Below are 24337 nucleotides of genomic sequence, written 5' to 3' on the forward strand. Positions count from 1 at the left end.
GTCCTCTGTGATTCGATTTAAAAAAAACCATGATAAAGCAGAAACTTGAGCAACTAAAAACCCTCTTTGCAGAAATGGATCGGGCATTAATTGCCTATTCTGGGGGCGTCGATAGTACCTTGGTTGCCAAGATAGCTTACGACGTTTTGGGCGATCGCGCTTTAGCTGTTACCGCCGTTTCTCCCTCCCTCCTCCCGGAAGAACTCGAAGACGCCCAAATCCAAGCAGCAGCGATTGGAATTGCCCATCAAGTGATACAGACGCACGAAATGGACAATCCTAATTACACCTCGAATCCTGTCAACCGCTGCTATTTTTGTAAAAGCGAACTTCACGACAACCTTAAACCCCTGGCACTTCAACTGGGTTATCCCTATGTTGTAGATGGAGTGAACGCCGACGATTTGGGGGATTATCGTCCGGGAATTCAAGCGGCAAAAGAGAGGGGTGCGCGATCGCCTTTAGCAGAATTAGGCATTACCAAAGCTGAAGTCCGCCAACTTTCTCAACACCTCGGACTTTCCTGGTGGGATAAACCCGCCCAACCTTGCCTAAGTTCCCGCTTCCCCTACGGCGAAGAAATCACCGTCAGCAAACTGCAACGAGTCGGACGCGCAGAAATCTATCTGCGTAAATTAGGATTAAAAAATCTCCGCGTTCGTTCCGAAGGTGATACCGCCAGAATCGAGTTACCGTCAGAACAAATTAAAGAATTTGTTCTTACCACCGATTTACCCACCCTGGTTTCCGCCTTTCAAGAATTCGGCTTTATTTACGTCACCCTCGATTTAGAAGGCTACCGCAGTGGCAAACTCAATCAGGTGTTACCGCTGGCAGTAAAAGCCTAAAATTCTGGCGTTGTACAAAGTTAAGTTGTACAAAGTTAAATAGATTCTAGGGGATGGGGACGTGTCTACCCCCTCAACGCCGATCGAGATTACGATCCCCCATCCTCTCAAAAGTTGCGATCGCTTCTAGCAACTAAATTAGGTTTTAATACAAATCCATCAACAATAATCACTCATGCCATAAGATAGTAGTTTTCTCGCAGGATGGGCACGACGCCCAAGAGTGCGAACAAATGGCATGAAAGCTTCGGCTTTGTCTACATCATCTTCGATCGAGAACGAGCGATCGCTCTGGCAAGCAGAATTAGCTTGGAATCGGGAAGTATTGTACGTCAAAGTCTGACTTCTCAATTTACAACTCAACCAAAAAGTAGGGGTACCTGATTGCCGTACCCTTAAAATTGAAATATACGAGGCGAAGCGCGGCGACGATACTACCCGATTATAAGCTTAGGCAAAAAGGCAATTCCTGCCAAACAACGATTCCTCATGAGTTAGCTGTGTGGCAACCAATGGAGGGCAAGGCTAGGGCAATGCATAAACTTTCAGAAATGGTATATTCGACTGTATTTTGGTTAATTTCCGGCTTACTTGTGTGGCTGGTAGTTCTGCCCGCAGCACTCATTACTTTACCCCTTATTTTACTGGGGAAAGTAGTCAAACAGCTACTTTTCAAGATACCTCAACAAAATCTGACAGAGGTCGAAATCTCATTAGAAAATCACTCCGAACAGAAACCTAAAAATGCAGGAGAATCGCTTTTGACTTCGTTGCTCATGACAACGCTTGTGGGAGTGCCCGCTCTACTCGCATCAGCCATTTCTTTGCAGCCAATGAGAGTTATTAAAAGAGAAACAGAACTTGGCCCAAAGCCTCCGCTACAGCCAACAACAGCACAGACAACCTCATGGATAGAGACTGAGGAAAGTGAAACTTAAACTAGAAAGGCATCAGTGACATTGCCAGACCCAGAAAAAATGCTAGTCATCTTATAAATTGGAAAGTCCACTTTGAGATAAGGAACCCGGCATTTCCTGTATGAGGATGGCACAAAAACGATCTACTCAAAATCTCTTATATTTATTAAAATTTTGTGCGACAAATTTAAATAACTTACTCAACTATCTAACCATCACCAAGTCAATTTTCCATCTTAGTTGGTTGATTACAGAGCCTTCAGTCATTTTATAATCAGCCAAGGAAAGTATGCGATCGCTCGAAAAAATGGGATTAAAACTTGAAAGTGTCATTCCTTGGGGACGTTCCCTGGCAGAATACATCAGGATGTTCAACTTAACGCCTGATGACCTCCAGTTAAAAATTCTGGATTGTGGCGGTGGCCCTGCCAGCTTCAATATTGAGATGACACGCCTAGGCTACAACGTCATCTCTTGCGATCCGGTATATCAGTTTACCAACCACGAAATTCGAGAACGTATCCAGAAAACCTATCAAAAAGTGATCGATGGAGTCCAAGCCAACCTCGATAGCTACGTTTGGCACGAGATCCAGTCACCAGAAGATTTAGGGCAAATTCGGATGTCAGCCATGCAGCAATTTTTAGAAGATTTTCTACAAGGAATTCAACAAGGACGCTATTTAACCGCTGAGTTACCTGTTTTACCCTTCAAGACTCAGCAGTTCGATTTAGCCTTATGCAGTCACTTGTTGTTCACCTATTCGGATTTCTTCTCAGAAGACTTTCACCTCGCCTCCATTGTGGAATTGTGCCGTGTTGCTGCTGCGGTACGGGTTTTTCCTCTCTTAAATGTTTCTGGAGAGGCGTCGCCAGTCCTTCAGCCAGTAATGGAGAAATTAAAAGCGCAAGGCTACAGTGTAGAAATTCAGCCAGTACCCTACGAATTCCAAAAAGACGGCAATCAAATGTTGCAGATAAAGTCAGTCGTGTAAATATGTACTGCAATCTGTCGCTCCTTTGAACCTAGATGATTCAAGAAGGCGAAATCCCCGACTTCTTAAAGAAGTCGGGGATCTGAAGGGCTAGTATTTCACAATTTAAATAGGATTGCTGTATATGCCTGCTACACATCATGCAGGTTAGCGGTAATGGATAAAAGGTCATACGATAACGTGAAATGGTATAAGAAACACTTTTTTCTCTAATTACCTATTCCCAAAAACCTATAAGTCGCGCATTTAAAGGGAAATACTCAAAAGGAGATACTATTTTTTCAAAAAAAAAGTTTCAGGGTGTTCTTATTGAAAAGAACACCCTGAATTAGGTTAATTATTTATTTAGCAGCCTTTGATATATCAAATAAAGCTGCTACACCACTATGCAAGCGAGATAATACAAAAAACTAACTCTAGCCGGTTAACTTTAGCTCAAACCTAGCTCAGCGAGGCACCGCTGCGGTCGTAGCTAGAGCGGAAGCTTGGGTGTGGTTGTCCTTGAATGTGATTCCAGTATTCAGATGATTCAACATCTAGACCCACTTCAGCAGCGGCGCGACCCAGCATAGACTGCTGACGGTTCTTGATGAGGTGATGATGACGCATCATGAGGGCGCGAGCTTGTTCTTGAGTAGACATACCAGGTTTCTCCGTACTGCTTCAGTGATGTTTGACTAACTTATTTTCTCTTACCTATTTAATATAACAGAAAATTCTGTATCTAAATTTACAAAATGCTTTTAAAAACAAAACTTTACAAAAAAATTAAGGTTAGGTGCGGCACTCATCCGATAGAGCGATTCTAAATGAGGAAAAAATCGGAATTGCTGATTCCAATTTTGCATAGGGGATAATAGCCAGACGCAGAAACTGTAAAATTTGACAAACATCCTGAAAGTTTAAACGGCTACATCCTCCAAAAGTGTGATTTAGTAGTCGCCTTTGGCAGCCTAAAAGCATCATGGACGATGTGGAGTTTGTGCCCAGATCCAAAAGAGACAGCTGACCAGGAGATAAAACAATGGCTACCCCCTGTCACATTCTTGTAGAAGGCAACCCGGTCATCATCTATGCTTCCCGGAATGGCAGCCCTAAAAAAGTTTTGCCTATCCTCAATCGCTTTCTAGAGAAGTTTTGGCAAGAGAGAGAAACCTGCGGAGAATACTGCGATACACCTGGGTGCTTAGTGGCTCAGATTCTCGTCCGTTTTGGCTACGAGATATGCGAAGATGATTTTTCTAACCTGCGAGTGGGAGTGAGTTTCGACCCAGCGGTGGAATATCTCTACTGGGTTTCTTTGGATTACAAAGTGAGTATCTGGGTTCCAGAGGAGTCCTATCGCAATAATCCCGCTTTGGGACTGCAAGGCTGTCACCAGGACTTAGTTTTGAGTACTATCTGAATGCTGTGTGCGCGATCGCACATTTTGTTTGCATTTTATTATTTGCACTCCTCACCCCCATTCCTGACCTGACTGCACGCCAGATAACAGCGAAAACGACTAATCTGTATACAGATGGATAAGACCCACAAACTCACAAATGTGGGCTTTCTTCAGCCGATTTTGATAAGCAGATAACTATCTAGCCGCCTAAAAGATACACATATTATGTTCGACGCACTTGCTGAACGCTTAGAATCTGCCTGGAAAAGCCTGCGGGGTCAGGACAAAATTTCCCAATCCAACATTCAAGATGCCCTGAAGGAGGTGCGTCGCGCTTTATTGGAGGCGGATGTCAATCTCCAGGTCGTCAAAGATTTTATTGCCGATGTTGAAACCAAGGCACAGGGAGCCGAGGTCCTTTCCGGCGTGCGCCCCGACCAGCAGTTCATCAAAATTGTTTACGATGAGCTAGTTCAGGTGATGGGGGAAACCAACGTCCCCCTGGCTTCAGTAGATAAGCCTCCCACGATTGTACTGATGGCTGGGTTGCAGGGAACGGGTAAAACCACAGCTACAGCAAAGCTAGCTTTGTACCTACGCAAGCAAAATCGCAGTACCTTGCTAGTCGCAACCGACATCTATCGCCCAGCCGCCATCGATCAGCTAGTGACGTTGGGACAGCAAATTGAGGTGCCAGTGTTTGAACTCGGCACCAATGCTGACCCAGTAGAGATTGCGCGACAGGGGGTTGAACGAGCTAAAGCAGACGGCGTAGATACAGTCATTATTGATACTGCCGGACGCCTCCAGATTGACCAGGACATGATGGCGGAATTAGCCCGCATCAAACAAACCGTCCAGCCGCACGAGACGCTGCTGGTGGTGGATGCCATGACCGGGCAAGAAGCGGCGAATCTCACCCGAACTTTCCACGAACAAATTGGGATCACGGGTGCCATTTTGACGAAGCTGGATGGCGATAGTCGCGGCGGTGCAGCGCTATCAGTGCGACGGATTTCCGGTCAGCCGATTAAATTTGTCGGCGTTGGAGAAAAAGTCGAGGCGCTGCAACCGTTTTATCCGGAGCGCATGGCTTCCCGAATTCTGGGCATGGGAGACGTGATCTCCTTTGTGGAGAAAGCCCAGGAGGAAATAGACCTGGCAGATGCCGAGAAGATGCAGGAAAAAATGCTCTCGGCTAAGTTTGACTTCAGCGATTTCCTCAAGCAGATGCGGCTGCTGAAGAATATGGGTTCTCTGGGGGGCATCCTGAAGATGATTCCAGGAATGAATAAGATTTCCGACGAACAGTTGCGCCAAGGAGAAACCCAGCTAAAGCGGGCTGAGGCGATGATTAATTCTATGACGAAGGAAGAACGCCAAAACCCAGACTTATTAGCGAAGTCTCCCAGTCGTCGTCGCCGGATTGCTCGCGGTGCTGGCTATCAGGAGACGGATGTCAGCAAGCTGGTAACTGATTTCACAAAAATGAGAACCGTCATGCAGCAAATGGGTCAAGGCGGTTTCCCCGGTATGCCCGGAATGGGCGGTATGCCCGGAATGGGTGGTGGCAATCGTCCTTCTCAAGCCGGTTGGCGGGGCTACGCCCAAGGAAGTCCCGGCAAGAAAAAGAAAAAGGAGAAAAAGAAGAAAGGCTTCGGCACTCTCTAGCTGGAACCGTTAATCCAATTAGCTTTTAGCTTGGAGGGGTAGAACTTGATGCCAAAAAATGGTACAATCAATGACTCTGCGTCTAAAGTCTAAAAGCTAATCGCTAAAGAGCTGATAGCTTAAAATCCAAACAGGAACATTCTTCATCAACATGATCAAACTGCGATTAAAGAGATACGGCAAAAAGCGGGAAGCTAGCTACCGGATTGTGGTAATGCAAAGCACTTCCCGCCGCGATGGGCGTCCTTTGGAAGAACTGGGCTTTTACAACCCCAGAACCGATGAAGTCAGACTAAAGGTGCCAGAAATCCAACTGCGCCTCCAACAGGGAGCGCAACCTACGCCAACGGTGCGCCGGATTCTTCAAAAAGCTAATGTCTTGGAACAAGTCAGTGCCCCAACTACCGCATGAGTCCGAGTTGGATTCCCCAGATTCAACCAGCCAGCCTGTAAGGTCATCCCACGGGAGTTCCCTACCGGATTATGCTGCTCTGGTGAAATTTTTGGTGCAGCCGTTTTTAGAATCACCAAAATTGCTGAGCGTGGACTGCGAAATGTCGCAGGGAAATACTAAAGCGTGGGTGCGGCTGGCTTTTGAAGGCGAAGACAAGGGAAGAGTTTTTGGTCGGGGAGGACGTAATATTCAGGCAATTCGGACGGTGATTGAAGCGGCTGCGAAAGCTGCCAATCAATCTGTCTACCTGGACATCTATGGGAGTTCGGCGCGATCGCTTGAAAGTACGTCAGGAAGTCCAGAAGTTGCGAAAAAAGATCCACCCCGCCGGTCTTCCTCGGTAGCTGCTCCCAAATTCCGCTCCCGTTAAAACTTTAGACGGTTAGCATTGAGGAGGTGATGGATCGCCTCCGATTATGGATATCTCTTAAGTAAATCGCTTGTTATCCTTAGCCAAAGAGGCTATTAACCTGGTGGAACTAACCAAAAGCTAGCGTTGATGGTTAACTGAAGCAAAAAAAACAGCGAGTGGCTGCAAGTCCGTTTGGTTGACAACAAGTTGATTAACTCGGCGTGAAGATGCAACCAACTAGAAAATCTAGCGATGCGGAATTTTCTGGGGTTAAATCTCGCCAACGGTACGAAAAGCCGAGTATTCGTCGAAAGCGGAAGCCTCCCGTCAGCGCCTACGCTCTCATTGAGGATCTGTAGCCAATTAATTTGGGACGCCTGAGCTGTTATGGAAAGTCATATATCGGGCGTCTTTTCGCATCAAAGGGACGGATTTTACTAATTAATTCCGTCCTCTCACCGACGAATGCTGTAAACTCGCCCATAATATTACGATGACCGAGGCATTTAAAACAATACATCTACCAAATGCTAATAGCGCGATCGCCTTAGCAGGCGACCGTGAAGAAAACCTCAAAACCCTGGCAAAAACGACTGGCGCGGTTCTAGTGTTGCGGGGTCAAGAACTGATGGTTTCTGGCACTCCTAAACAAGTAGACCGCACCAACGATCTGGTGAATGCCCTCAAACCTTTTTGGAAAGATGGGAAACGGATCTCCAAAGTAGATATCCGTACGGCTTGCCAAGCTCTGGATACTGGACGCCAAGTAGAATGGCAGGCAATGCAAGAGGAAGTTCTAGCGCGAAACCGTCGTGGCGAAGAAATTCGAGCTAAAACATTTCCTCAGTTGCAATATATCCAAGCAGTACGCACCCACGACCTCACTTTCTGCATTGGCCCAGCAGGCACCGGAAAAACCTACCTAGCAGCCGTTCTGGCAGTTCAGGCGCTGCTGTCCGATCAGTACGAACGACTGATTCTCACCCGTCCAGCAGTGGAAGCTGGGGAAAAATTGGGCTTTTTGCCTGGGGACTTACAGCAGAAAATTGACCCGTTTCTGCGTCCCCTTTATGACGCGCTCTATGAATTTATCGATACAGATAAAATTCCCAGTTTGATGGAACGCGGGGTGATTGAAGTTGCTCCCCTGGCTTATATGCGGGGTCGAACCCTCAACAACTCCTTTGTAATTGTGGATGAAGCCCAGAACACCACCCCAGCACAGATGAAAATGGTGCTGACTCGCCTAGGGTTTCGTTCTCGCATGGTTGTCACGGGTGACATTACCCAGACCGATTTACCACTCAACCAACAATCTGGGTTAGCCGTTGCCCAAAAAATTCTCCAACGGGTTGAAGGCATTGCCTTCTGCAATCTCTCCAAAACTGATGTTGTCCGCAATCCGTTAGTTGAGCGAATTGTAGCGGCATACGAAAATGATGCGTTGTGAGGGATGAGTGAGGAGAACTCTTCGGGTTTTCTAACCAGGAGAATGTCGGTTCTCAGACTATTTGAAAATTTGCTTGCAGTTCTCTACCCAAACAATCAGGGAAGAAGTTCTCGAATGCGTGCGTCGAGAGTAAAGATAAAACTAGAAAATTTTGCCTTTTTCAGCAGCTGATAGAGGTAAAAAAAGTAAAAGAATGAACGATACCACAGTGCTATTTCGTCCGGTGGGTCAAAAAGAGCTAGATTTAATCGGAGAAAGCGGCTACACTGCCTTTCCACCTCGGCTTCCCTACCAACCGATATTTTATCCAGTGCTAACTGAGGCGTATGCCGTGCAGATTGCTAGAGATTGGAATACGAAAGATGAAGCTTCTGGCTATGTAGGTTATGTCACCCGCTTTTATGTCAAAACGGAATTTCTAGTGCAGTATGACGTGCAGACAGTGGGTAGTTCTCAACACCAAGAGTATTGGATACCGGCGGAGGATTTAGCCGAGTTCAACCGGAATATTGTTGGGAAGATAGAAGCGATCGCTAAATTTCAACCCAAACCAGAAACCGCATCATAAAATGTTTTTGTCTTAGCAGATACGACCTCGCTTCCCTGCGGCTGAGTGACCAACAGGGTTGCTCCCCACCCATCTTTCATCCACGGGTTCCGAAGCTAGCTGATAACGGCTATCTGAAGAAAGCCGAATTTGCTGGGAGTGGTTATCTAAGCTGGCATGAATTGTAAACATACCGAAAATCAAAACATCTCCAGCTTTGAAATCGGCGGTTAGCCAACGTCCTCCGTATTTTTTTCGCAGAGAAACTGGATTTTTTGATAACGCCCCATTCCACCACTTTTCACCAGATGCATACAATTGGGCAGTCTTTCGGTTGGAACAATAACTATCTACATCCTTGCACCCATAATCGTTTTTAATCCTTTCCAGCCGATGCGAGTTTTCTAAAATTATCAACCCTCCCATCTCCAGAGATACGTCGCCCAACGGTGTCCAAGTTGTGTAAAGGTCATGAGTTCCCCGTCCCATGTACACGATATCGCAGTGAGCATAAGTACCATGACCGGGGGCAATTGCCCTTAACCAGGTGTAATCGAAAGGTCGGACATCTCTGCCTAAAAAAACTTGATAAAATTCCATCATTCGACCCGAATAAAGCAGTTTTTTAATCGCCTGACTTTGGGCTGCTAAATCGGGTCTAAAATGCATTTTTAATCCCGGTTTTGCCACACATTCTAGAATCGGGTGTCCGGGTTTGAGACAATCTTCTGCGGCTAAGAGTTCGGCAATTTCCTGACGGCTTTGCCAAACTTCTTGGGAATTTAGAAGTGCCCGAAGGTATAAATACCCGTCCTGTTGCATCCGCTGGCGCAGTTTTTGGGGCTGATTGAGTAAATTTGAAGAATCGGTTAAATAACCAAAAGCTTCGCCGCTGCAATCGAGTTCGTAACCTAAAGAAGTGAGGACGGTTTTCTCAGGTAAGACGATCATCACTCAGTATTTAAAGTTGCTATTCTCACATCTTATTCTCGTTATCAGGCAGCAGCCCAGGAACGAGAGGTGCGAGGCTACTGCCGCCCCAGCGCCAGCGCTCAGACGAACGTTATCAAATCACATAATTGGACAACCCACTTGCTTGAAGGATTGTATTGCTATCCTGTAAGTTAGTTGCCCTGCGCTTGAATCGCCCACTCACTAGAACCATGACCCAGCAACCTAAACGCATATGTATCCTCGGTGGCGGCTTTGGCGGTCTCTACACTGCCCTGCGCTTGAGCCAGTTGCCTTGGGAAAAGTCGGAACGTCCGGAAATTGTCCTGGTGGATCGAGATGACCGCTTTTTGTTCACGCCGCTGCTGTATGAACTACTCACCGGGGAACTGCAAACTTGGGAAATTGCCCCACCGTTTCAAGAGATTTTAGCGAACACGGGTGTGCGCTTCTGCCAGGGCGTTGTGGCTGGAATAGATATCCAAGAAAAACTGGTACATTTGCATGATGGCCCTGCCTTCTCCTACGATCGCTTGGTGTTAGCCCTGGGTGGAGAGACGCCCCTAGATATGGTGCCGGGGGCTGCCGAATATGCGTTTCCTTTCCGGACGATTGCTCACGCCTACCGCTTAGAAGAACGGCTGAGAATTTTGGAAGAGTCGGAAACAGATAAGATTCGCATCGCCATTGTGGGGGCGGGTTATTGTGGGGTTGAATTGGCTTGCAAGTTGGCGGATCGCCTTGGCGAACGAGGTCGCATCCGGTTAATTGAACAAGCTGATATGATTCTCCGGACATCGCCAGAATTTAACCGGGAAGCGGCGCGAAAAGCTTTGGAAGAAAGGGGTGTGTGGATTGATTTGGACACCGCTGTGGAGTCGATGACACCGACTACGATCTCGCTAGTGTACAAAGCACAGGTAGACCCAATCCCAGTGGATTTAGTGCTGTGGACGGTGGGAACGCAAATGGCAGAGGCAGTGCGATCGCTCGAACTCAAACACAATCAACGCGGTCAAATTACCACTACGCCGACTCTACAAGTGGTTGACTATCCAGAAATCTTTGCCCTTGGCGACCTTTCGGACGCTCGCGACGCTGACGGTCAGCAAATACCGGCAACTGCCCAGTCTGCCTTCCAGCAATCAGATTATACTGCCTGGAATATCTGGGCGTCGCTGACCGGGCGTCCTTTGCTTCCCTTCCGCTATCAGAGTTTCGGCGAAATCATGACCTTGGGGACGGATAACGCCACTTTCACCGGCATGGGAGTAAAGCTGGATGGTTCCCTTGCCTATCTCTTCCGGCGTCTGGCGTATCTGTATCGGATGCCAACGCTCAACCATCAGTTGAAAGTCGGATTCAATTGGATTGCCCAACCTTTGTTGGAAATGTTCTCGAAGTAATCCGGAATGCGGGGTCATCGGCTTGGAGTCAAAGGTGGGCAATGCCCACTTATACAGTTTCACTATATTTATCTCTTAGATTCTCATGTAGGGGCGCGAGGCTTTGTCTCGTGCCCTTACGTTTAGGAAGGAATTGACGCTCCCACGGCTTTAAGGAAGTAGAGCTGTGGGAGCATCAATACTGAGATAGGATTTATGACATGATGATGAATCTAATCGCTGGTTTTGTTGGGTTTGCGATCTTGAGATGGAACGCTAAGGTAGCATGAAGCGCCCCAAAGTTATTTTTCTCGATGCCGTGGGCACCATGTTTGGTGTAAGAGGTAGTGTAGGAGAGGCGTATAGCGCGATCGCCAGTCGGTTTGGCGTCCAAGTCTCTGCTGAGGTGGTGAATCCAGCCTTTTACCAAAGCTTTAAAGCCGCACCGCCGCCAGTTTTTCCAAGCGCAGAACCCCAAGAAATCCCGGACCGGGAATTTGAGTGGTGGAAAGCGATCGCGCTTTCCACATTTGAACAAGTTGGCGTCTTGCCCAAATTTTCCAACTTTCCCAGTTTTTTTAACGAACTCTACGCCTACTTCTCCACCTCTGAACCTTGGTTTGTTTATCCCGATGTTCTTACAGCTTTGGAACAATGGAGAGAAATGGAAATTGAGCTGGGTGTATTGTCAAATTTCGATTCGCGTATCTATTCGGTTTTGCAATCGCTGAATTTAATCGAATTTTTTACTTCTGTGACCATTTCCTCGGAAATTGGTGCTGCCAAACCCGATCCAAAAATTTTTGCCGCTGCGTTGGAGAAACATAACTGCTCGCCTGAGGAAGCATGGCACATTGGCGACAGTCATAAAGAGGACTATCGAGGAGCAAAAGCAGCCGGACTCAAGGGCATTTTTTTAAAGCGCACTGAGTAGAGGGTTGGGACATGATGTAACAGTGTAGTTGTGGCAGCGAAAAGCCACGTATAGCGCGATACGGTCAGCGATCGTTTTTCTCAAGTGCTACTGCCTGTAGTTTCACCATCGTGACTCAAGAGCAACTGTGCTAATCGAGCCATGCTACTGCATCATTTCTACTTGCTTGGAGCGATCGCGTAACTCGTCAACAAGGAGTCATAGATGTCTTTTCTACCTTATGAAAATTTCACTATTACAACTAATCTAGATTCAGAAGAAGTCAAGAGAATATTGGCTGATGTCATTGAACCGCCTAAGACGTTTAGAAATTCTTGGTCTTCGGCATCAAGATCGCATAAACTCTATGAAGGTAAAATTTATGATGATAGTTTCCAAATATCTAGAATTATCCATACCCGAAATTCATTTTTACCAATTATTAAAGGCAAAATTTCCCCTCAAGTTATTGGTTGCTCAATCAATATAACGATGAAATTGCATATTTTTGTATTAATATTTATGGGCTACTGGTTGAGTATGACTGGCAGCATCGGAGTAGGATTTCTATTGGCATTGCTATCAGATAGTCGAATGGGCATAGCTGGTTTGATGCCCCTTGGGATGTTTGTATTTGGTTGTCTTTTATGCATAATTCCTTTTAAAATTGAAGCCAAAAAATCTAAGGAGTTTTTATACAAGCTGTTCAGCGCTTAGTTTTCATAAAAATCACACGACAAAAGTATCTAAGAAAAATCCTTCGTTCCATTTGACTAGGAAGAAAGAGCATCGACCAACATTCAAGCAGTTTGATGGGAGCGATCGCGCTAATTTTGTAGCCAGATTAAAACTTGAGTCACTTAATTTTTTGCAGGTGTTACTTGGATGGTGCAAGGCTGACTGTTGCACTGCTGGATGTAAAGCCGATCCACATAAGGTTTCTGCCACCTTAAAGGAATCTCTAGTAAATCTCGCGTACCAGTCATGCTTTGTCCTACAAACATTAAGAGTGCAATGCAGCTCAAAATGATGTGAATGGTGCGCCAGCGATTTAACCGATCTTTGTAGATATCTTCAATAATTGCTAACGAAAAAATCATCAGCATTGCCGCTGCGATGCCGATGTAGTAGTGAGACACCAACCACTCGTTGTCCCGACGATAGACGCCTTCTTGGAAGCCGAGAATAATTAAACCTGCGCCGGTTAAGGTTGCAAAAACGCCGCGCCAGAGCCGCTGTTTGGCTTTGTAGAGCAATACTAAGGAGCCAATGGTAGCCGCAAACATTAGGACGATAAAGACAACTTGAAAAGGTTTCTGGCTCCAGATTTGCTTGCTCAAAATATGCTCAAAAATTGGATAAGCAAGTCCGATAAGGGTAACTCCGACAATAGCACCTGAGAGCCATTTGCCTAATTGGACGTGTTCTTGCCCAACCACTGGCGGAATTTTACTTTTGCCTTCTAAATTTTGTAAGCGGCGTTGGCGAGTCTGCCAAGCGCGGTTGACGACAATGCCAATCAGAGGGAAGACGACTGCAATTGCGATTGCGGGATGAAATAAAGCCGCCAAATCTGCAATTTCCATAACAACCTCAGTATGCGTTGATTTTTTAGCTACTGAAAGGGGCAAAGCCAAAGGTAGGGTTGAATAAGCGACACCAAATCACCACCGATCCAAACTCTGCTGGATTGACACTAGCAGGAATAGCATAGCGTTGAGTACCACTTATTTTTTGCAAGCGACCGATACTTGCATAATCTTTCTCTTTAATGCCATTTGTTGGAGGTTTTTCAGAACGATACAGAATGACGAATAAATCCAGACCATTGTCAGTTTTGAAAGCTCGATCTAACTCCAGATAGCGTTTTCCATTTTCTGTCCCCAAGCGCACAGTTCCTTGGGTATGATGTTCTGATCCCTGAAAAGTCCCAGATTTTGTAGGCGTCTGTGCTACCGATGTAGCAGATGAGCCAGTTAATGGTGCAGTCTGAACATTTGGCTGATTAAAATTGGCTTCTATTGTATTACCTTTTAGCTTTAATGATTACTAAGCTTATCTGGTGTTTAAACAGTTTTATTAACCCCTAGTAATTAAGTAAAACTTTAGAGTATAGATAAAAGTTGTAACTACTATAAAAAACGACATTACGTATTATCTAATATTTTTTCAATTTGTGTTTAATTGAAAATTAGTATATTACTATTAATTTCAAGGAAACCTAAAATTAACTGATTATCAAACAACTTTGAATTAGGAAAGTACAGCGATGACGACTTCATACATTAAAAATAAAATCTCAAAGCGTCAAGTCCTAAAACGAATTTTCCGCCTTCGGATGGCAACGCTGCTCATGGTAGGAATTGTTGTCTTCGCAGCTGCGATCGCTACTGCGTGGTTTGCGGGTGAAGGGAAAATTAGTCAGATATTTGCCGAACTCAATACTTTACAAGAGAATCCACCCATGTGGCTGCAAGCGCCCATGAAGAGTGAATACTTGCTAGTTCCTACGGTTGCTCTGCTAGTAATTGTTTTGATAGTAATGAAAATCTCTCCAAAAACCGATGCTTGGTCTCGGTTTTTTGTAGTGGGGATTTTGCTGGGGTTAACGGGTCGATATATTGTATGGCGATCGCTATCTACTCTGAATGTTGCTGATCCTCTAAATGGTGTCTTCAGCTTGGGGTTATTTTTCATGGAAATGTTGATGTTAAGTAGTAGTACGATCCAGCTTTTTTTGATGCTAAACGTAAAGGAGCGACATCGTGAAGCTGACCAGATGGCGAAAAGTGTGATTGATGGCAGCTTTATGCCAACCGTTGATATTCTTATTCCTACTTACAATGAAGCTGTATTTATTGTTAAACGCACAATTATTGGTTGCCAAGCTTTAGATTATCCCAATAAAACAGTTTATTTACTGGATGATACAAGACGGCCAGAAATGCATAAATTGGCTGAGGAGTTGGGCTGCGAATATAAAACTAGACTTGATAATAGACATGCAAAAGCCGGTAATTTAAATCATGCATTCCCTCAAACAAGTGGAGAATTAATTGTTGTGTTTGATGCAGACTTTATTCCGACTAAAAACTTTCTTACTCGCACTGTAGGTTTTTTTCAAGATGAAACAGTTGCCCTGGTACAGACACCCCAAAGCTTTTATAACTCCGATCCAATTGCCTACAATTTAGGATTAGAACACGTCCTAACGCCAGAAGAAGAAGTGTTTTACCGACAAATTCAACCGATTCGGGATGCAGCTGGTAGTGTTATTTGCTCTGGAACTTCTTTCATTGTTAGGCGTAGTGCTTTAGAAGCAGCGGGTGGCTTTGCCACCAACTCCTTAAGCGAAGATTACTTCACCGGCATTTGTTTATCTGCCCAAGGCTACCAATTAATTTACCTAGATGAAAAGTTAAGTGCTGGATTAGCCGCAGAAAATATTGCCGCTCATGCTACTCAGCGACTACGGTGGGCACAAGGCACTTTACAAGCGTTCTTTATTGAGGAAAATCCGTTAACGATTTCAGGACTTAGTCCTCTGCAAAGGCTGGCTCATTTAGAAGGATTATTACATTGGTTTACCAGTTTGTCGCGGGTTTATTTCCTGTTTATACCCTTGGCTTATTCGTTTTTCGGTGTTATTCCTATTCGGGCAATGACTGGTGAATTATTATATTACTTTTTACCTTACTATGTCGTGCAACTTTCAGTTTTTTCCTGGTTAAATTATCGTTCTCGATCAGCTTTGCTCACGGATATTTACACGTTGGTGCTTTGCATTCCTTTAGCACTAACTGTAATTCAAGCAATGCTGAAGCCTTTTTCTAAAGAGTTTAAGGTAACGCCTAAGGGAATATCACGCGATCGTTTTTCTTTTAACTGGAATTTAGCATGGCCTTTGATTATTTTGTTTATAGCAAGTGCTGTCAGTTTGTGGCGAAATTTAGGAATGTGCATAATAACGGGTAATTGGCAAAGGCTAGAAGCTTACGGAGCAACTGAAGTGTATAAAGGTATCGGGTTGGGTTGGATTTGGAGCGGTTATAACTTGTTAATGATTGGCATTGCATTGTTAATTTTATTAGATGTTCCTAAACCAAATATTTATGAATGGTTTGATTTGCGGAGGGTTATACGTCTGAATGTTGCTGGGCAGAATTTTTGGGGTGTTACTACCATGATTTCGGAAGCAGGCACTCAAATTGCCTTAACCCACGGAGGGCTAGCGAATAATACCAGTGAAATGTTGCCAGTGACATTAGAAATTATGGAAGAACAATTAGAATTGCAGGGCAAAATTATCTACACCGGATTTAGATGTGAGTATCCAACTGTGCGGGTGATTTTTGAAAAACTGACCCTCAAACAATATCGGTGTTTGGTGGAAATGCTATTTTGTCGCCCAGGTCAGTGGAAGCGCCGGGAGACTCCTGGAGAATTTGGCTCTTTATTACTGATTTTCAAAATTTTACTTCGTCCACGAATTTTATTTGATAGAGAGCAAGAAGTGAGAGCGATCGCTGTCTCCAAAATTTAATGACTGTCCGCAAAAGCGATATCTACATTTCCCCAAAAGACTGTTTAGAAGGCGATCAGAGGGGCGATGGGTTCTCTATCCCTACGGCGGAGGGGAAGAAGTTCACTTGGCTAGTGTTGATTTTAGGTGCGCGATCGCAACCTTGTATGAAGATGTATTAGCGCTTAGTTGATCGCTGAGTTACCCGCCCGGTTAGCGATAAATTGATTAATTGGCTAACTCATCCAGCGCAGCCTCTTGCCAGCGCTAAGATCGTTAAGCACTGTTTCGCTCTGCCCTCATGTCTGACCGTGTCAATCTTTCGGATGCTTTACCAACTGAGTCCTCAAATGGGCACCATTCCACGGGTGTAAATCAAAACAGCCAGAACGCGATTCGCATTCGCGGCGCTAGGCAGCACAACCTGAAGAATATCGATCTGGAACTACCGCGAGATCGCTTGATTGTCTTTACTGGCGTCTCTGGTTCTGGCAAGTCTTCCCTCGCCTTTGATACCATCTTTGCAGAAGGACAGCGGCGCTACGTGGAGTCTCTGAGTGCCTACGCGCGGCAATTCTTAGGGCAGTTGGATAAGCCAGATGTGGATGCGATTGAGGGACTTAGCCCTGCAATTTCGATTGACCAAAAATCGACATCTCACAACCCCCGCTCAACGGTTGGTACGGTAACGGAGATTTACGACTATCTGCGGTTGCTGTTTGGACGCGCGGGTGAACCCCACTGTCCCCTCTGCGATCGCTCGATTGCACCTCAGACGATTGATGAAATGTGCGATCGCATCCTGGAACTGCCCGATGGCACTCGCTTCCAAATCTTAGCCCCTGTAGTGCGCGGCAAAAAGGGCACCCATCAAAAATTACTCTCCAGCCTGGTTTCTGAAGGATTTGCTCGCGTCAGAGTTGATGGAGAGGTGTTTCAACTGTCCGATTCTATTGAACTAGATAAAAATTATACACACACGATTGAAATTGTCGTTGACCGACTGATTAAGAAACCCGGTATTCAGGAGCGTCTAACCGACTCTCTCAGCACTTGTCTGCGTCATGCCAGTGGAATTGCGGTCATTGAGGTATTAAATGATACATCGAACCCCAAACAATCCGACCAATTAAATAATTCGTATACGGAAAATACCACAAAAAATGAAAGTGGGCAAGAAAACTCTACAAACGCTGAGAATTCCCATCAGGAAAGCTCCAATGAATTAGTCTTTTCAGAAAACTTTGCTTGCCCGGAACATGGGGCGGTGATGGATGAACTTTCTCCGCGATTGTTCTCCTTTAACTCCCCTTATGGTGCTTGTCCTCAGTGTCACGGATTGGGTAGCTTGCGGACATTTTCACCAGAGTTATTGGTACCTTTTCCGGAGTCGCCCGTGTATGCTGCGATCGCGCCTTGGTCAGAAAAGGATAATTCTTACTATCTCTCCCTTCTATACAATGTCGGACAAGCGTATGGCTTTGAAATTCAGACACCTTGGAATCAGCTAACAGCAGAACAGCAGCACATCATTATGCATGGTGCTGACAAATCAATCTGGAACGAAAGTCGAAATGATTTTAGACGGTATGCAGGCGTTATTGCTATCCTCCAGAAACAATACGATGAAACCAGTTCCGAACTCATTAAACAAAAAATGGAGCAATATCTCGTCGAGCAGCCGTGTGAAGTGTGCGCCGGGAAGCGATTGAAACCGGAAGCCTTGGCTGTGCGATTGGGACAGTATCGGATGCTCGATTTGACAAGCGTTGATATTGGGGAAAGTCGAGAAAGAATCAATAATTTGAAATTGAGCGATCGCCAGTTTCAAATAGGCGATTTGGTACTTAGAGAAATTAAAGCTAGGCTGCAATTTCTCCTTGATGTTGGCTTAGATTATCTGACGCTTGACCGTCCGGCAATGACACTTTCGGGTGGGGAAGCGCAACGAATTCGCCTTGCAACTCAAATCGGTTCGGGTTTAACCGGCGTCCTCTACGTGTTAGATGAACCGAGTATCGGACTGCATCAGAGAGATAATGGGCGCTTGCTGCAAACTTTAATTAAACTCCGCGACTTGGGCAATACATTAATTGTGGTCGAGCATGATGAAGAAACGATTCGTGCCGCTGACCACATTGTTGATATTGGTCCTAGTGCGGGCGTTCATGGTGGAAGAATTGTTTCTCAAGGTGACTTGGAGACATTGTTAGCAGCAGAAGATTCCCTAACAGGTGCTTATTTGTCGGGACGGCAAGTGATTGAAACACCTGCACAGAGGAGAGAGGGAAATGGGCGATCGCTAATTCTCAAAAATGCCTACCGCAACAACTTACAAAATATAGATGTCGAAATTCCACTGGGTAAACTTGTCTGCATCACCGGCGTTTCTGGTTCCGGCAAATCTACTCTAATTAACGAATTACTTTACCCAGCCTTACAACACCACCTCACCCGCAAAGTTCCCTTCCCGAAACATTTGGAAGCCATCAAGGGATTGAACGCAATTGATAAAGCAATTGTCATCGACCAATCTCCAATTGGACGTACCCCTCGTTCTAATCCAGCTACCTATACAGGTATATTTGATGCGATTCGAGATGTATTTTCACAAACGATAGAAGCAAAAGCGAGAGGTTACAAACCGGGGCAATTTTCTTTCAATGTTAAAGGTGGACGCTGCGAAGCTTGTGGCGGACAAGGCGTGAATGTGATTGAGATGAATTTTCTGCCAGATGTCTACGTACAGTGCGAAGTTTGTAAAGGCGATCGCTACAACCGAGAAACTTTACAGGTAAAGTACAAAAACAAGTCGATTTCTGATGTTCTCAACATGACCGTAGAAGAAGCTTTGGAATTTTTTATAAATATCCCTAAAGCATCAACACGGTTGCAAACTTTGGTAGATGTGGGACTCGGTTATATCCGTTTAGGACAAACTGCACCTACTCTCTCTGGTGGTGAAGCGCAACGAGTGAAGTTAGCCTCGGAACTCTCTCGTCGTGCTACCGGGAAGACGCTTTATTTAATCGATGAACCGACAACGGGTTTATCTTTTTACGATGTCCACAAGTTGCTAGATGTGTTACAGAGATTGGTAGATAAAGGCAATTCAATTTTAGTCATCGAACACAATTTAGATGTAATTCGTTGCGCCGATTGGGTTATCGATTTGGGACCGGAAGGGGGGAATAAAGGTGGAGAGTTAATTGCGATGGGAACTCCAGAAAAAGTGGCGGACAATCCGAGGTCTTATACCGGGCAATATTTGAAACAAGTGTTGCAGCAGCATCCCCCAAAATGACAACTTTTAATTTGTCAATCTACTAACCGCGATCGCGCAATACCAGTCCAGAAATCGACAGATTTTTAATACTGGCTTTTCGCCAGATGCCTGTCTGGAAAAAGGTGAATTTTCTTAAGGAAGTAACTAAAGGAATTCAGCAATGGGCTTTGATAGCTGAAAATCTAAAACTTGCGTTGGTTGTTTTTTTCCTCAACCCAAAACACATAAACAATGGTTGGGTTTCACTGTCGTTTAACCCAACCTACTCGCTAACATTTCGCTAACATTCGGTAGGGGCTTTTGATTGCCATACCCCTACAGGTGTACCGCACCCAGCCGAAAACTGCAATATTGAAAGCAAAGTAAGTCAAGTTTTTCTGCCAATTAGAAGATAAGTTGTCATCTCACCTTTGCCTTTGACATGGATAAGACCCCGTTCCTCAAAAACATATTCGTCTCGTAATAACTCATAGGTAGTGGCAGTGACTTGAATTCGACCCGCAAGACCGTGAGATTCCATCCGAGAAGCTGTATTTACCGTATCGCCCCACAAATCATAGATAAACTTTTTGATACCAATGACGCCAGCAACGACGGGTCCCGTACTAATGCCGACTCGAATCTGAAAATTTTTCGCATTTTTGAGGTTAAATAGCCCGATCGCATCTTGCATATCCAGCGCCATGTCAGCTATCGCCTGGGCATGATCGCTGCGGGGCATTGGCAAACCGCCGACAACCATATAGGCATCCCCAATTGTCTTTATTTTCTCCAAACCATGCAGTTCGGATAGGCGATCGAACGCAGAAAATATCTTGTTGAGTAATTCGACAAGTTCGGTGGGTGATGTATCGGCAGAAAGTTGGGTAAAGCCAACAATATCAGCAAACAAAACGGTAACTTCGGCAAAGCTATCGGCAATTGTGCTTTCCTGAAGTTTTAATCGCTCGGCAATCGGGGCAGGTAAGATATTGAGCAGCAGCAGTTCCGATTGTTCCTGTTGATAGCGCAGTGCTTCTTCTGCGACCTTGCGATTGGTAATATCTTGGACAGTGCCTTCGTAGTAAAGGATTCTCCCTTGAGAATTCTTTACCGTGCGGGCGGTTTCCAAAATCCAGATAGTGCTGCCGTCCTGGCGGTAAATTTGAGACTCAAACCGAGATACAGAATCATACTTTTGCATGGCAGCAATAAATTCCGTTCGTCGGTTTGGGTCAACATAAAGTTGCCGCTCAACGCTCGTCACATTGGCGATTAATTCCTCCGGGGACGAGTAGCCATAAAGGCGTGCGAGGGCAGGATTCGCACTGATGAAGCGTCCATCCGGTGTCGTTTGAAAAATGCCTTCAACTGCGTTTTCAAAGATGCTGCGATATCGTTCTTCGGCTTGCCGAAGTGCGCCTTCCACTTGCTTGCGCTCGGTAATGTCGCGGGAATTAACCACGATGCCTGCCACGAAGGGATCGGCTAGCAAATTGCTCCCAGTTGATTCTAGAAAACACCAGGAGCCGTCTTTTCGGGGAAAACGATATTCGATGGAAAAAACACTCTGAGGGTTGTTAAGCGCCTCATGGAAAGCTTCTAAAACGCGGCGACGATCCTCTGGGTGAATCATGCCCAAGGTGTGTACCCCGGTCAATTCCTCTGGTTGGTAGCCCAAAATACTCACAATCGAAGGACTTTGATAGCGGGTAATGCCATCTGCGTCATAAATGGCGATCAGATCCGAACTGTTGAGAATCAGCGAGCGAAATTTCGCTTCACTGTTAGCGAGGGCGGTTTCTGCTTGTTTGCGATCGCTCGCTTCCATTGCCAAAGCAGCCATATACGCTAAATAAGTCGCAAAGTTCTGATCCTCCAACGCCCACTGCCTTTGCGTACTCATGTGTTCCAGACAAAGCACCCCCATCGTCCGTCCACCTACCCGAATCGGGACATCCAACATCGAAGCAATGCCTAAAGGAGCTAAATAAGCCGCGGAAAACTCCTTCGTCCGAGGATCGGTATGGGCATCAGAAGCCGCGATCGCGCGTTCCTCTTCTAGTGCTTGGAAATAGCCCGGATAGTCTACTCGGTACAGCTCCATGCCCCAGCTATGCCGCTCCTGAGTGACTTCGTACAAGTCAACGCAGAGCAATTTTGGATTGGGTTGGGATGTGGTAAAAGCCGGTTCCTGAGTCTCAACGATTTCTTGTTGATAAAGCCAGATACTCGCTCGTGCGACGCCCAGCGTGTTTGTGGCTGTCTCGGTAATCTCCTGCCAAGCCGCGATCAAATCGCCCGTGTATAAAGCCTGACACGTAGCCAGTTCCATCAGCGCCCGCTGCTGTCTGCAAAGCCGAGTCTCGCTTTCTTGGAGTGCGGCTTCCGTCTGCTTGCGCTGAATGACGGAACCCAGCTGAGCCGCAACGCCCGATACTAGCTCCACCATCTGCCGGTCTTCTTCCTGGCTGTCGAAGCTGAAGAAAACCAGAACAGCTAGCACTTGTGGCTGCTGTAGAGGCCCCCCAGCGCTTTGCCCGTCCTGAATCGGCAGGGGGGACGATTCCCAAAACGTTGCCGCAATAATCGGAATGGCGAAACTTGCTTTCAATCCGCTTTCTCGTGCAATTGCGACACGATCAAAAACGGCTGGTGGCTGAATTGAAACATCATCAATCCACTCTGGCTGCTGCGATGACCAAACTCGTCCCGGCAATCCGTTCCAGGATGCAAAAGTGAGCTTCTGGCTGAAGTGTCTGAATTTCTTCAAGGCGGGGGATACTTTCTCCTTACCGCCATACCAACCCCGACTGCATTCAAGAAAGTCACCCGTTGGGTGGGGAATCCAAGCTTCCCCAAAACTCCAGCCGATTGTCTCGCAAACCTTGCCCAGCGTGACTTGCAAAGCTGAGTGAAAATCTGAGGCATCCGCGATCGCTTGCGTCGTCGTCTGCAACAAACGGATTTCTTCTTGGGCTTGTTTGCGATCGCTAATATCTCGAACCACGCCACACACGACCTCTCTGCCACCATAGGAAATCGAGTTGGCACTCACTTCCACATCCACCAGCGTTCCATCTTTACGCCGGTAGCGTCGTTCGCCTAGGTAGTGCTGTTTATCGGCTAGGATTTGGTTGATATTTAAGTCAGCGCTGTCTTGGGTGTGGGGAATGAGATCGTAAAGGGTCAGCTGTAGAATTTCTTCATGGCTGTAACCGAGCAAGCGATTAAAGGCAGTATTGGCTTCCAGAATTTGAGAAGAGCGAGCATCAATCAGAACAATCCCTTCTGAAGCTTGCTCAACCACGGCGCGATGACGTTCTTCGCTTTCAATGCGATCGCGTCCAGATTTTTCCAACGCTTCTAGCATCCCATTAATCGTCAGTGCCAAGCTGGACAATTCATCCTTTCCGGGCGTCGATACCCGCAGCGAAAGATCGCTACTCGCGCCAATTTTCCGAACTTCCCCACTCAAAGCTGCCAACCGAGATAGCACCAATCGCTCTATCAGCAGCAGCGTCACTCCACCAAATACCAGTCCTACTACCAACAGACACAAGATGAGATAGACTAGGCGAATCTTTCCTTGCCTGTAGATTTCTCTGGGGACATCCACCCGCAACAGCAAAGCCGGTTTGCCATAAATGTCTTTAATCCGGGCGTATCCAGAAATCGTGTCTTCATCGCGCGATCGCACCAGAATTGGGCGTTGTTCTGAAAAAGCAGAACGCACGGCTTGAAAGTCAGCAGGCATTTGAGAATCGTTCATCCCGTACATCATCACGGGCAAACGGTTAATTCTTGCCAACTTCTCGATCGTTCGATCGTCTATATAGCGCCCGAAGATCAAAGTTCCTCGGATAGAACCTTTGCCATTTGAAGGCAAAATCGGCTGCGAACTAACCAGCATTGGCCCTTCCGGAAGCAGAATGATTCCCGACAGGATGCGATGAGAATTGGGACGCTCTAAAAGCTGGTCGTTGAGAGCCAGGTGTTCTTTGAGGGCCGGTGGAATCGGTGTTTTTTTCTGACTTTTCAGATCGAACCCAGTCCCAAAGACAATTTCACCGCTGTTATTGATATACAGCACCAAGTTGATCTGCAAGTTGTAGAGCGATTCTGGATTTAGATTCGACTCCCGATAAGCTTGGTTTGGGTTGTTAATAAAGTTGTAGGTGTCATCCCACGCCGACCAATCGAGAAATCCAGAACTAAAGTCATCGCCAGTTTGGGCAAAAACATTCAGAACTGCCTTAACCATCTGACGGGTATTTTGATCCTCAGCGTGCTTGAGGCTCCGCAACAAAACGATGGAAGAGGTAGCATATAGCACCCCTACCAGACCGACGAGTGTCGCGCCAATGACCATTAGTGTCTTCGTTCGCAGTCTCATGCTTTAGTGCTGAGTCCGTCCTGTAAAGGCGGGTTGACCCGTCCTAGCTAAGTGTTGAGAGGGGAAGTCAAATTATCTCCTTTATTGTTCCTCGTAAACTCGGCATTCGATACGATTTCTGCCAAAATCTACCTCCAGACGTTTGACGAAAAGCGGGATCGCTAAATACTGCGTCAACAAGCTGTGTTCGAGAAGCACCCTGGATGGCGAAAACCCCGAAACCCAACAGGAGGAAGGTTAGGGTTGGATGCCAACATCCTAGCTGCGTTCAGAACGACAGCTACA

Annotated in this window: 21 protein-coding genes and 1 pseudogene; 16 read left to right on the forward strand and 6 right to left on the reverse strand. The window is 46.1% G+C overall.

What is annotated here, in order from left to right; genetic code table 11:
* Positions 1-29: 29 nt before the first annotated feature.
* The gene (gene larE / locus NDA03_RS00710) at positions 30-848 is read left to right on the forward strand and encodes an ATP-dependent sacrificial sulfur transferase LarE (protein ID WP_348237017.1); all 819 of its coding nucleotides are present in this window, start codon (positions 30-32) and stop codon (positions 846-848) included.
* 159 nt (positions 849-1007) lie between these two features.
* Here the strand turns inward: larE and NDA03_RS00715 are convergent, their stop codons facing one another.
* Positions 1008-1184, reverse strand: a complete 177-nt coding sequence (locus tag NDA03_RS00715) for a hypothetical protein (RefSeq protein WP_348237018.1) — start codon at positions 1182-1184, stop codon at positions 1008-1010.
* A 197-nt stretch (positions 1185-1381) separates the two neighbouring features.
* Here NDA03_RS00715 and NDA03_RS00720 point away from each other — a divergent pair, with 197 nt between their 5' ends.
* Together NDA03_RS00720 and NDA03_RS00725 are read left to right on the forward strand one after the other, a co-directional pair.
* On the forward strand, positions 1382-1786 hold the full coding sequence (locus NDA03_RS00720; RefSeq protein WP_348237019.1) for a hypothetical protein: 405 nt from the start codon (positions 1382-1384) through the stop codon (positions 1784-1786).
* A gap of 286 nt (positions 1787-2072) precedes the next feature.
* The gene (locus NDA03_RS00725; protein ID WP_348237082.1) at positions 2073-2759 is read left to right on the forward strand and encodes an SAM-dependent methyltransferase; all 687 of its coding nucleotides are present in this window, start codon (positions 2073-2075) and stop codon (positions 2757-2759) included.
* Between the two features lie 441 nt (positions 2760-3200).
* On the opposite strand, the gene NDA03_RS00730 is transcribed toward NDA03_RS00725, so the two are convergent.
* Positions 3201-3401 (reverse strand): hypothetical protein, encoded by a 201-nt coding sequence (locus NDA03_RS00730; RefSeq protein ID WP_190413235.1) that lies wholly within the window; start codon positions 3399-3401, stop codon positions 3201-3203.
* Between the two features lie 382 nt (positions 3402-3783).
* Here NDA03_RS00730 and NDA03_RS00735 point away from each other — a divergent pair, with 382 nt between their 5' ends.
* The 7 genes from NDA03_RS00735 to NDA03_RS00765 all read left to right on the forward strand — a co-directional run bounded on the left by NDA03_RS00735 (position 3784) and on the right by NDA03_RS00765 (position 8641).
* Positions 3784-4164, forward strand: a complete 381-nt coding sequence (locus tag NDA03_RS00735; RefSeq protein ID WP_190413233.1) for a histidine kinase — start codon at positions 3784-3786, stop codon at positions 4162-4164.
* Between the two features lie 207 nt (positions 4165-4371).
* Complete coding sequence (gene ffh, locus NDA03_RS00740; protein WP_190413231.1) at positions 4372-5817, forward strand: signal recognition particle protein; 1446 nt, start codon at positions 4372-4374, stop codon at positions 5815-5817.
* Between the two features lie 151 nt (positions 5818-5968).
* Positions 5969-6229, forward strand: coding sequence for a 30S ribosomal protein S16 (gene rpsP, locus NDA03_RS00745; RefSeq protein ID WP_190533223.1), 261 nt, complete (start codon positions 5969-5971; stop codon positions 6227-6229).
* Positions 6192-6641: a KH domain-containing protein gene (locus NDA03_RS00750; RefSeq protein ID WP_190681654.1), complete on the forward strand. Its 450-nt coding sequence runs from the start codon at positions 6192-6194 to the stop codon at positions 6639-6641. Before rpsP ends, NDA03_RS00750 begins: the two co-directional genes overlap by 38 nt.
* 209 nt (positions 6642-6850) lie before the next feature.
* On the forward strand, positions 6851-6982 hold the full coding sequence (locus NDA03_RS00755; protein ID WP_277879711.1) for a hypothetical protein: 132 nt from the start codon (positions 6851-6853) through the stop codon (positions 6980-6982).
* Positions 6983-7116: 134 nt separating this feature from the next.
* Entirely contained in the window at positions 7117-8073 is a 957-nt protein-coding gene (locus NDA03_RS00760) for a PhoH family protein (protein ID WP_190437647.1), read from the forward strand.
* Positions 8074-8266: 193 nt separating this feature from the next.
* The gene (locus NDA03_RS00765; protein WP_348237021.1) at positions 8267-8641 is read left to right on the forward strand and encodes a hypothetical protein; all 375 of its coding nucleotides are present in this window, start codon (positions 8267-8269) and stop codon (positions 8639-8641) included.
* Between the two features lie 12 nt (positions 8642-8653).
* Here the strand turns inward: NDA03_RS00765 and NDA03_RS00770 are convergent, their stop codons facing one another.
* Positions 8654-9571: a phytanoyl-CoA dioxygenase family protein gene (locus tag NDA03_RS00770; RefSeq protein ID WP_348237022.1), complete on the reverse strand. Its 918-nt coding sequence runs from the start codon at positions 9569-9571 to the stop codon at positions 8654-8656.
* Positions 9572-9783: 212 nt separating this feature from the next.
* Between NDA03_RS00770 and NDA03_RS00775 the strand changes: the two genes are divergently transcribed.
* The 3 genes from NDA03_RS00775 to NDA03_RS00785 all read left to right on the forward strand — a co-directional run bounded on the left by NDA03_RS00775 (position 9784) and on the right by NDA03_RS00785 (position 12586).
* Positions 9784-10977 (forward strand): NAD(P)/FAD-dependent oxidoreductase, encoded by a 1194-nt coding sequence (locus NDA03_RS00775; protein WP_348237023.1) that lies wholly within the window; start codon positions 9784-9786, stop codon positions 10975-10977.
* Positions 10978-11242: 265 nt separating this feature from the next.
* Positions 11243-11890: an HAD family hydrolase gene (locus NDA03_RS00780; protein WP_348237024.1), complete on the forward strand. Its 648-nt coding sequence runs from the start codon at positions 11243-11245 to the stop codon at positions 11888-11890.
* Between the two features lie 204 nt (positions 11891-12094).
* A complete protein-coding gene (locus NDA03_RS00785) occupies positions 12095-12586 on the forward strand; it encodes a hypothetical protein (RefSeq protein ID WP_348237025.1) in 492 nt (163 codons plus the stop codon).
* A gap of 143 nt (positions 12587-12729) precedes the next feature.
* Here NDA03_RS00785 and NDA03_RS00790 read toward each other — a convergent pair whose 3' ends face one another.
* Together NDA03_RS00790 and NDA03_RS00795 are read right to left on the reverse strand one after the other, a co-directional pair.
* Positions 12730-13455: a DUF4079 domain-containing protein gene (locus NDA03_RS00790; protein ID WP_348237027.1), complete on the reverse strand. Its 726-nt coding sequence runs from the start codon at positions 13453-13455 to the stop codon at positions 12730-12732.
* 25 nt (positions 13456-13480) lie between these two features.
* Positions 13481-13891: a DM13 domain-containing protein gene (locus NDA03_RS00795; RefSeq protein ID WP_348237084.1), complete on the reverse strand. Its 411-nt coding sequence runs from the start codon at positions 13889-13891 to the stop codon at positions 13481-13483.
* A gap of 247 nt (positions 13892-14138) precedes the next feature.
* Between NDA03_RS00795 and NDA03_RS00800 the strand changes: the two genes are divergently transcribed.
* From NDA03_RS00800 to uvrA, 3 genes and pseudogenes are all read left to right on the forward strand, one after another.
* Positions 14139-16412, forward strand: coding sequence for a glycosyltransferase (locus tag NDA03_RS00800; protein WP_348237028.1), 2274 nt, complete (start codon positions 14139-14141; stop codon positions 16410-16412).
* Positions 16413-16455: 43 nt separating this feature from the next.
* Positions 16456-16584, forward strand: a pseudogene (locus NDA03_RS00805) (Uma2 family endonuclease); the annotation flags it as partial.
* A 108-nt stretch (positions 16585-16692) separates the two neighbouring features.
* Positions 16693-19695, forward strand: coding sequence for an excinuclease ABC subunit UvrA (gene uvrA, locus NDA03_RS00810; protein WP_348233364.1), 3003 nt, complete (start codon positions 16693-16695; stop codon positions 19693-19695).
* 349 nt (positions 19696-20044) lie between these two features.
* Here the strand turns inward: uvrA and NDA03_RS00815 are convergent, their stop codons facing one another.
* Positions 20045-24052: a PAS domain S-box protein gene (locus NDA03_RS00815; protein ID WP_348237029.1), complete on the reverse strand. Its 4008-nt coding sequence runs from the start codon at positions 24050-24052 to the stop codon at positions 20045-20047.
* Positions 24053-24337: the final 285 nt, after the last annotated feature.

The sequence above is a fragment of the Trichocoleus sp. Lan genome (genome assembly GCF_039961855.1).
Lineage (GTDB): Bacteria > Cyanobacteriota > Cyanobacteriia > Cyanobacteriales > FACHB-T130 > FACHB-T130.

Bases quoted from the DNA above. Each gene is read 5' to 3' on its own strand.
- larE (WP_348237017.1), top strand. From the start codon at position 30: ATGATAAAGCAGAAACTTGAGCAACTAAAAACCCTCTTTGCAGAAATG.
- NDA03_RS00720 (WP_348237019.1), top strand. From the start codon at position 1,382: ATGCATAAACTTTCAGAAATGGTATATTCGACTGTATTTTGGTTAATT.
- NDA03_RS00725 (WP_348237082.1), top strand. From the start codon at position 2,073: ATGGGATTAAAACTTGAAAGTGTCATTCCTTGGGGACGTTCCCTGGCA.
- NDA03_RS00730 (WP_190413235.1), bottom strand. From the start codon at position 3,401: ATGTCTACTCAAGAACAAGCTCGCGCCCTCATGATGCGTCATCATCAC.
- NDA03_RS00735 (WP_190413233.1), top strand. From the start codon at position 3,784: ATGGCTACCCCCTGTCACATTCTTGTAGAAGGCAACCCGGTCATCATC.
- ffh (WP_190413231.1), top strand. From the start codon at position 4,372: ATGTTCGACGCACTTGCTGAACGCTTAGAATCTGCCTGGAAAAGCCTG.
- rpsP (WP_190533223.1), top strand. From the start codon at position 5,969: ATGATCAAACTGCGATTAAAGAGATACGGCAAAAAGCGGGAAGCTAGC.
- NDA03_RS00750 (WP_190681654.1), top strand. From the start codon at position 6,192: ATGTCTTGGAACAAGTCAGTGCCCCAACTACCGCATGAGTCCGAGTTG.
- NDA03_RS00755 (WP_277879711.1), top strand. From the start codon at position 6,851: ATGCAACCAACTAGAAAATCTAGCGATGCGGAATTTTCTGGGGTTAAA.
- NDA03_RS00760 (WP_190437647.1), top strand. From the start codon at position 7,117: ATGACCGAGGCATTTAAAACAATACATCTACCAAATGCTAATAGCGCG.
- NDA03_RS00765 (WP_348237021.1), top strand. From the start codon at position 8,267: ATGAACGATACCACAGTGCTATTTCGTCCGGTGGGTCAAAAAGAGCTA.
- NDA03_RS00770 (WP_348237022.1), bottom strand. From the start codon at position 9,571: ATGATCGTCTTACCTGAGAAAACCGTCCTCACTTCTTTAGGTTACGAA.
- NDA03_RS00775 (WP_348237023.1), top strand. From the start codon at position 9,784: ATGACCCAGCAACCTAAACGCATATGTATCCTCGGTGGCGGCTTTGGC.
- NDA03_RS00780 (WP_348237024.1), top strand. From the start codon at position 11,243: ATGAAGCGCCCCAAAGTTATTTTTCTCGATGCCGTGGGCACCATGTTT.
- NDA03_RS00785 (WP_348237025.1), top strand. From the start codon at position 12,095: ATGTCTTTTCTACCTTATGAAAATTTCACTATTACAACTAATCTAGAT.
- NDA03_RS00790 (WP_348237027.1), bottom strand. From the start codon at position 13,455: ATGGAAATTGCAGATTTGGCGGCTTTATTTCATCCCGCAATCGCAATT.
- NDA03_RS00800 (WP_348237028.1), top strand. From the start codon at position 14,139: ATGACGACTTCATACATTAAAAATAAAATCTCAAAGCGTCAAGTCCTA.
- uvrA (WP_348233364.1), top strand. From the start codon at position 16,693: ATGTCTGACCGTGTCAATCTTTCGGATGCTTTACCAACTGAGTCCTCA.
- NDA03_RS00815 (WP_348237029.1), bottom strand. From the start codon at position 24,052: ATGAGACTGCGAACGAAGACACTAATGGTCATTGGCGCGACACTCGTC.